Annotated in this window: 4 protein-coding genes; 2 read left to right on the forward strand and 2 right to left on the reverse strand. The window is 53.6% G+C overall.

Going from position 1 to position 7,743, the window contains the following annotated elements; genetic code table 11:
* The first annotated feature begins 373 nt into the window (after positions 1–373).
* Both RIC19_RS17205 and RIC19_RS17210 read left to right on the forward strand, forming a co-directional pair.
* The gene (locus RIC19_RS17205) at positions 374–2,314 is read left to right on the forward strand and encodes a S8 family serine peptidase (RefSeq protein ID WP_350179585.1); all 1,941 of its coding nucleotides are present in this window, start codon (positions 374–376) and stop codon (positions 2,312–2,314) included.
* 1 nt (position 2,315) lies between these two features.
* Positions 2,316–4,181: a T9SS type A sorting domain-containing protein gene (locus tag RIC19_RS17210; protein ID WP_350179586.1), complete on the forward strand. Its 1,866-nt coding sequence runs from the start codon at positions 2,316–2,318 to the stop codon at positions 4,179–4,181.
* A gap of 51 nt (positions 4,182–4,232) precedes the next feature.
* On the opposite strand, the gene RIC19_RS17215 is transcribed toward RIC19_RS17210, so the two are convergent.
* Together RIC19_RS17215 and RIC19_RS17220 are read right to left on the reverse strand one after the other, a co-directional pair.
* Entirely contained in the window at positions 4,233–6,842 is a 2,610-nt protein-coding gene (locus RIC19_RS17215) for a protein-disulfide reductase DsbD family protein (protein ID WP_350179587.1), read from the reverse strand.
* Between the two features lie 113 nt (positions 6,843–6,955).
* Positions 6,956–7,414, reverse strand: coding sequence for a protein-disulfide reductase DsbD domain-containing protein (locus RIC19_RS17220; RefSeq protein WP_350179588.1), 459 nt, complete (start codon positions 7,412–7,414; stop codon positions 6,956–6,958).
* Positions 7,415–7,743: the final 329 nt, after the last annotated feature.

Genomic DNA, 7,743 nt, shown 5'->3' on the forward strand with positions numbered 1-7,743 from the left:
GGAGTTTAGCCTTAGCTAAATAGCCTGTCCCGCAGTTTGCGGGAAGGATTTTCGGGACGAAGCATAAGCAAAAAAGTGTAGTTTGCAGGCCGATTACTAAAGTCCCAACACGCTCTAATTGCCGAAAGTTATTAATTGTTGTTGTATATAAAGTGGGGTTGAGCAATGCCAATAGCTCAACCCCGCTTTCATTTTACTGCACCTGTAAGCAGCCGCCCGGGGTGCAGCGGCTGCCCCGAAAAGCCCTGGCCTTGCAGATAGCTGCCCTTTCTCCACCCTTGCAATAGATCGATGCAAATCACCGGGGACCACCAAAATCCACGAAATATTTCTATATTGGATATTTGTTACCGAATCCCCAAAAGCATAACACATGAGCAAACTCAAGGTCCGGAGTGGGAAGGGAGAACTGACCCTTCAAAAAAGTAAAGCCCTGGTGGGGCTTCGTACTGCCGGAGAAAAACCAGCCGAAGAGCAGTCCTTCGTTAAGAAAGAAGTACACCAGAACCTGGGGGGCTTCAAAATTGTAAGCCTGGATGCCGAAGGCGAAACTATTGACCAACAGCTGGACGAGGTGCGCACCCGCGATGAGGTAGCCGTAGGCACCCACGTTTACTATGCAGAAGGCAGCGATAAACCGCTTGTAGCTACCGGAGAAATTTCCATCACCTTTGAGGAAGGCGTAGATAAGGAGGAACAACGCATTGTGCTGGAAGAGTACCATCTGGAGATGGTGGAGCGGCGCGATCCGCTGCAGGTGATTGCCCGGGTAACCGAAAACTCCCCTAACCCTCTGAAAGTCGCCCATTTGCTGCAGGGAATTTCCATGGTCAAGCTCGCTGAGCCTGACTTAGATACCCTGCTCGATGAATACGAATACAGTGAGCCTAATGATGATTTGGTAACTCAGCAGTGGCATCTGCGCAACCGGGGTTACATCCCCGGCGCGAACTACCGCCTGCGGCAGGGGGCTGATGCCAAAGTTTTTGACGCCTGGCGCCGCCTCAATGGTATGGGCTCCGACCGTGTTACCGTGGCGATTATTGATAATGGTTTTGATGTCAATCACCCTGACTTACGGACGAGGCTCTTCCGCCCTTTTGATCTTTGGACCGGCTCCTCTAATATGACGATGGGCGACCCCCGTTTTACCCACGGTACGCCCTGCGCCAGTGTGGCATTAGCAGTGAGCAACGGGCGCGGCATCGTAGGCGCAGCCCCTCAGTCCCGCTTTATGCCAGTCAACGGTACTTCCTTCAGCAACCGGGCAACGGAACAGATGTTTGACTACTGCACACGCAATGGAGCTGATATTATCAGTTGCAGCTGGGGTACAACCGACCCTAAATTCAGCTTGGGTAGCATGAAGGAGCAAGCCATCGCGAAGGCGGCTCGTCAGGGCCGCAATGGCAAAGGTTGTATCATCCTCTATGCGGTAGGCAATGACGATAAGGATTACATCAATTTCTATGCTGCCCACCCTGATGTTATCGCGGTGGCTGCCTCAACGAGTAAAGACACACACGCCCCGTACTCAAACCGCGGGCGGGAAATTGACATCTGCGCGCCTTCTAACGGCGACTGGCCTATACTGGCAGCCCGGGCTTCCTGGGACACGGGGTTGAGCTGGGAGACCGGCGTGTACAAATACTACCGCGACGGCCGTGACCGTGGGCCCCACTACAAACATTTTGGGGGCACCTCCAGCTCTACGCCTCTGGTAGCCGGTATTTGTGCGCTGATGCTTTCCGCAAACCCCGATCTTACCGCACGGGAGGTGAAAGATATCCTCCGGTCTACTGCGGATAAAATCGGGTCGCCTTCGGAGTACACCAACGGGCGCTCACTAAAGTACGGCTACGGGCGGGTGAATGCCGACAAGGCTGTTGCTGAAGCCTTGCGCCGCCGCGACCGGCAGACATCCTCCAATGTGGTGTCGCCTGCACCACAGCCTTCTCCAAGCCCATCTTCCCCGCCTTCTCCTACACCTCCCAGCCGCGGCAGTGTGGCACCAAAGGTAAGCTCGGGGCAGGGATTGTTCCGCTTTAAAGTCTCTGCTCAGCCTGCGCAGGGATGGGGCGTACAGGTGGGCGTGTTTGGCGATTACGGAAATGTACTGGTGCAGGCCGAAAAGCTGGAGCGCCAATTTAGTCAGCCGGTTATTGTCAATATCACAGAGCTCAATGGTAAAACGGTTTACAAAATCATTGTCGGGGCTTTTGGCAACTTTGACGAGGCCCGCCGCCTGAATGACCGGATAAAGTCTGAGCTGGGCCTCAGCACTTTTCCCGCAGACCTTTCCAAAATGGGGTGAAATGAGACATCAATGGATTTACGGCCTGGTAATGATGGTGTGCGTCAATGTACCGGGAATGCTGCTGGCGCAATTGCCCGATAGCTGCCGGTTGAGTATTGGCACCAACCTGGCTGGCCCTGCCGACTGGGGCAGCGAATGGTCTTTCGTCAATATCATGAAGTACGGCCGGACCTGGATTACCCATAATGCTTACTGGGTAGATGGAGGCGCGAATGACTGGGACACCAACGTCCTGGCCCATATTCCAATGGATGAGCACGGCTACCCTTCAGTACTCCCGGTAGAAAACATACCCGGTACTGAATCGCCTCAGATTGTTCGCTCGGTTTGGGCCAACACCGCAACCTTGCCAGCCGGAGACTACGTAGTGCTGTACGAGGGTACCGGCACTTTTGACTTTTGGGGCGATGCCGAAATGATCAGTTCCGCACCGGGCCGTATCGTGGTCCGGGTCACTCCGGGGCAGGCAGATATCATGGCCATGGAACTGCTGGCTTCTGAAGCGGAAGACCCCATCCGGAACATCCGTTTCCTGCTGCCCGGTACAGAGGTATCTTACCTCGATCAGCCTTGGTCAGAAGCCTGGTTGAGTAAACTGGAACCTTTCAAAGCCCTGCGCTTTATGGACTGGGGGCATACCAACAGCTCTCCGCTACAACACTGGGAAGAACGGCCTCGGCTCAACGACTATACCTACACGCCCACCGGGATACCTTATGAGTGGTGGGCTGAAATTTGCAACCTGAAACAAGCGGATGCCTGGGTATGCATCCCGCATGCTGCTGATGACGATTACATCCGGGAGATGGCCAGGCTGTTCCGCGATGAGCTCGACCCGAGCCTCACTATTTATGTGGAATATTCCAATGAAATTTGGAACTGGATATTCGAGCAGACCCATTATTGCCATGACAATGGCGATCAGGAAGTGCCCTGGCCAGAGCGCATCGTACCCTTCGTGCAAAATGCACTGGATATCTGGACGGAGGAGTTTGAAGGGCAGGAAGAGCGGCTGGTCCGTGTGGTTGGGGTGCAACTGGCCTGGCAGGACGTCAGCAACCGCATCGTTTTTAATATGGAACCGGGCAGTTTTGATGCGTTTTCCCCAGCCGCCTACTTTGGCTTCTCCGATGAAGGGGTAGCGGCTCTTGAGTCTCTTGGTACAGACGCTACAGCCGAAGCAGTCCTCCAATGGGCACGCGAAGGTATGCTAAGCCGGTCTGTACCCTGGGCAAAAGACCAGTATGAATCAATCGCGCAGGAGCTTGGCATACCTATGCTGTATTACGAGGGCGGGCAGCACCTCACCCCGCAGCCTTTTGGTTCTGAACAGCCTTATAATGCGGCATTAGTTTCGGCCCAGTCGCACCCCGGCATGTATGATCTGTACCAGGAATGGTACGACTCTTTACGGACCCTGTCCACCGGTACAGATCCTGCTTTGCTGATGAATTTTTCTTTCATCGGGCCCACGAGCGGGCAGTACGGTAGCTGGGGGTTGCTCACCAGTCAGTTTTACCAGCATGCGCCCTATGAGGATGCACCCAAGTACCGGGCGGTACTCGATAATATCAATGATTGCTCACCGGTCACTTCCGAAAGGGCACTTCAAAAGCCTGATCAGCTAAAGGCATTCCCCAACCCGGCTGAAGAAAGCCTGTACCTTGTTTTTGAACAACCGGTTCATGATAAGGCCGGGGCAGTGCTGATCTACAACAGCCTTGGGCAGTGCGTGCAGCAGCATTCCTGGCCACAAGGGCAGGCTGCAATGGAATTGACCCTGGAAGCTTTACCTTCCGGATGGTATGTAGCCGTTGTGCAAAAAGGGGCACAGCAATGGCAGAAAACAGTGATCAAACAATAAGGGCAGCCACTCATGCAGCTGCTTCGGGTGTTGCAAGCCGGAACGGATCCGTTACTTACTGCCCAGAGGCTTGCTGCCCCCCTCCGCAGGCGCTCCTGAATCAAGCCCTTCAAAGGTACTTATTCCGCACTCCAGGAAGTCAGCGTAATCCTGTACGCCTTCTTTGTACCCCCGGGGCGGTGCCAGCACCTGCTCGTTGGGGCTCATCATCACATAAAGGGGCTGAGAGTTCTGCTCAAAATTGACGATCTGGAAGTCGGCCCACAGGTTGCCCACGTTGCGCAGTTTCTCCTGACGAGGGATGGAAAGCAAGATTTCTTCCAGCGCTTTGCGGTCATCCACGTAGAGCGAAATGAGCACAAAGTCCTGTTCAAGCCTGTTTTTTACAACATCTTCCACCCAGATATGCTCTTCCGTTTTACGGCAGTTCACACAGCCGTAGCCCGTGAAGTCGAGCAGAATTGGCATGTCTTGCTCTTTGGCGTAAGCCACTCCTTCCTCGTAGTTCTTGAAGCAGTCCAGGTCATTAGCGCACTTCGTGAAGGAAGGGAAGCGGGCTTTAGTGTTTCCATCCGCCTCCTGCTTGGCCAGCAGGACGTTGTAATTGGCAGGCGGTGCCAGTCCGCTCATAAGCTTGAGGGCATTGTAGCTCTTGGTTTCCTCATTGTACATAAAGCCTGTGACCAGGTACACCGTGAAGGCCAGGGATAAGACCGCGAAGGTGCCACGAGTGGGGGATAGCTTTTTGACCGGGCTGTCGTGCGGGAATTTGATCCAGCCAAACAGGTAAGCCGTCATGGCTGCAAAAATGACGATCCATGCGCCCAGAAATATTTCGTAAGGCAAGATGCCCCAGTGCATCGTCATATCAGCAACGGACAGGAACTTGAAGGCCAGCGCCAGTTCGAGGAAGCCCAGGACTACCTTCACAGAGTTCATCCATCCGCCCGAACGGGGCAGGGAGTTCAGCCAGCCCGGGAAGGCGGCAAACAGAGCAAAGGGTAACGCCAGTGCACTGGAAAAACCAAGCATGACCACAAACGGACCGAGGCTGCTTGTCGCCGACTGTACCAGGGCAGAGCCAATGATTGGGCCGGTACAGGAAAAAGAAACCAAAGCCAGCGTAAAGGCCATGAAGAAAATGCCAATCAGCCCGCCGCGGTCGGCCATAGCATCACTCTTGTTGGCCCACGAACTGGGCAGCGTAATTTCGTAGAAGCCGAAGAAAGAGAAGGCAAAGAAAAGGAAGATGACAAAAAACAGCGTATTGGCAATCCAGTTGGTCGACAGAGCATTCAGCGCGGTTGCACCGAACACACCGGTGATCAGCAAGCCAATGGAAACGTAAATCACGATAATCGATAGTCCGTAGATCAGTGCATTTCGGACGCCTGCCTTGCGGTCCATGGAGCTCTTGGTGAAGAAGCTCACCGTGAGTGGGATCATAGGGAAAACGCAGGGGGTAAGCAGCGCGAGCAGCCCACCTGCAAAACCGAGCACAAAGGTCCAGAGCAAACTGCTCTCTTCATCGTTTTGGGCTTCCTTACCGCAGGTCGCTACCGGAGATTTATAAGTTTCCCGGATGGTGGCCACGGTCTGATCTATCGCTTTAAGACCGCTTGCCGGGTCAACTTTGACCACACCACCAGCACCGGCAGCAAGGTTGATGGTGAAATCTAAATCTGCCGGGATACACTCCGCATCATTGCAAGTCATATAGGTCAGGTAGCCGGTGACGGGCTGTGCAGGGTCGAAGGTAACAAGCTGTTGGCTGAAGACCGCCGGGCTTTCCACAAACTTGGTCACTTCAACTTTGAAGACGGGGTCTATACCCGATTTGGTCTTGCCGGATTCCGTAGCTTCGCCTACCAGTTGGTAGCTGTCGCTGTCTTCAAAGTTGAAGGTCGTCGGCAGGGGGCCGTCATCGGGATTGGTGTGCACCGAGTAGATGGTCCAGCCCTGCTCAATATCAGCGGTAAAGGTCACCTCGTACAGGCTGTCTTGAATCAGCTTACTGTCGAAAGACCACTTTACCGGCTCCTTCATACCGGAAGGTGCACCCGCATCAGTGATGAGGGCCTCTTCGGTACCGGAGATGGAGAAAGCCGGAGCTTCCCCGTCGGCACCTTTATCTGTTTGAGCTTGTGCCCCGGCTGTTGTTTCTTTAGGCTGAGGTGCTTTCGCTTGATTGCCCGCAGGCTCCAGAGTGAAGCTAAAATCTTCTGCGGAAGGCGGGAGGCACTTCTCGGCATCGCAGGCCATGCATTCCACATAGCCTGTGATGGGCTTGCCGTAGTCGCTGACGGTTACCCGTTGGGTGAAGGTTGCGTATTTTTTGAAGTAAGCCACGGTGATGTTATCAAACAAAGGCTCCAGCGCCTCCTTCCGGTTGTCCGATTCCTGTAGCTTTCCGGTGGTTGCGAAGTGGTCGCCCTCATCAAAGTAGATGCCCGTAGGGACTGGTCCGAAAACATCGTCACCGTAAGACTGGAAAGGGGAGTAGGTCTTCCAGCCCTCGGCGATCTTAGCTTTGAAGACCAGGTCGTAGGTGTCGTTGCCAACCGGCTTGGCCTCAAAGGACCAAATGACAGGGGTTTCCACCTGGGCGGTGAGCAGGCTCACCAGAAAGAGGATCGGAAGGAGCAGAAGCGTTTTTTTCATGACTTACATTTACTTTGCAAGATTAACAAGGTGTGTGGGGAGTCAGTTGAGGCCCAAAGGTAAGAACCTTTGCTGGCTTAAAATGTGATCTGAAGTACAATGTGGCGGGTTGGTTATCCGCGGAATGAAAAAGCAAAAGGAATTTCGGTAGGTGGCAGGCATTGTTCGTCATCGCAGGTCATAAACTCAATATAACCACTCACCAGCTGCGTGCCTTCGGCAATAACTGCACGCTGCGTGAAGACGACCTGGTGCTTAAACTTTTTGACCCTCATTTGGAAGAGCTCGTCCATGCCCTCCAGGGCTGTACCTTCTTCCTCTGTGTTCCCAATCAGTTGCAGGCCTTCCGAGGTGTCGAAAGCGATGGTGGTGGGGATGGGCCCGCCGTCTTCCAGGTCTTGCGCATAAAGGTACCACCCCTTTTGGATATCGGCGGTGAACGTCAGGTTGTAGGTAGTATCGTTGATCATTTCAGCCTGAAAAGACCAGGTCACGGGGGTGGGCATATTTTGTTGAGCAGCGAGCTGCAAGGTTCCCCATACGGAGAGCAAACACAAAAGCAGGTATTTCATAATTGAGCTTTTTTACCGGTATGCCGGTAAATTTACAAGCTACCTGGCTAAGTTCTTGAAGCTCAATGGGCCAATAATAAAAGTTTAACAGTTGGAGCCGGGCTATTCGGTGGTACGCTCCGGGGAGGGGCTCGAAGAGCTGCCGTACATCCTCGTTGTCAAGTGCCATTGCAGCCAGGCAAGCTCTAAGAGCGTGTTGGGACTTTTGTCTTCTAGTCGAAAACTAACAATTTTTTGGTTAGACGAGGCACGAAAACCGGAGTTTAGCCTTAGCTAAATGAGGATTTTCGGGACGAAGTATAAGCGAAAAAGTGTAGTTTGCAGGCCGA

The organism is Phaeodactylibacter sp. (genome assembly GCF_040219495.1).
Lineage (GTDB): Bacteria > Bacteroidota > Bacteroidia > Chitinophagales > Saprospiraceae > Phaeodactylibacter.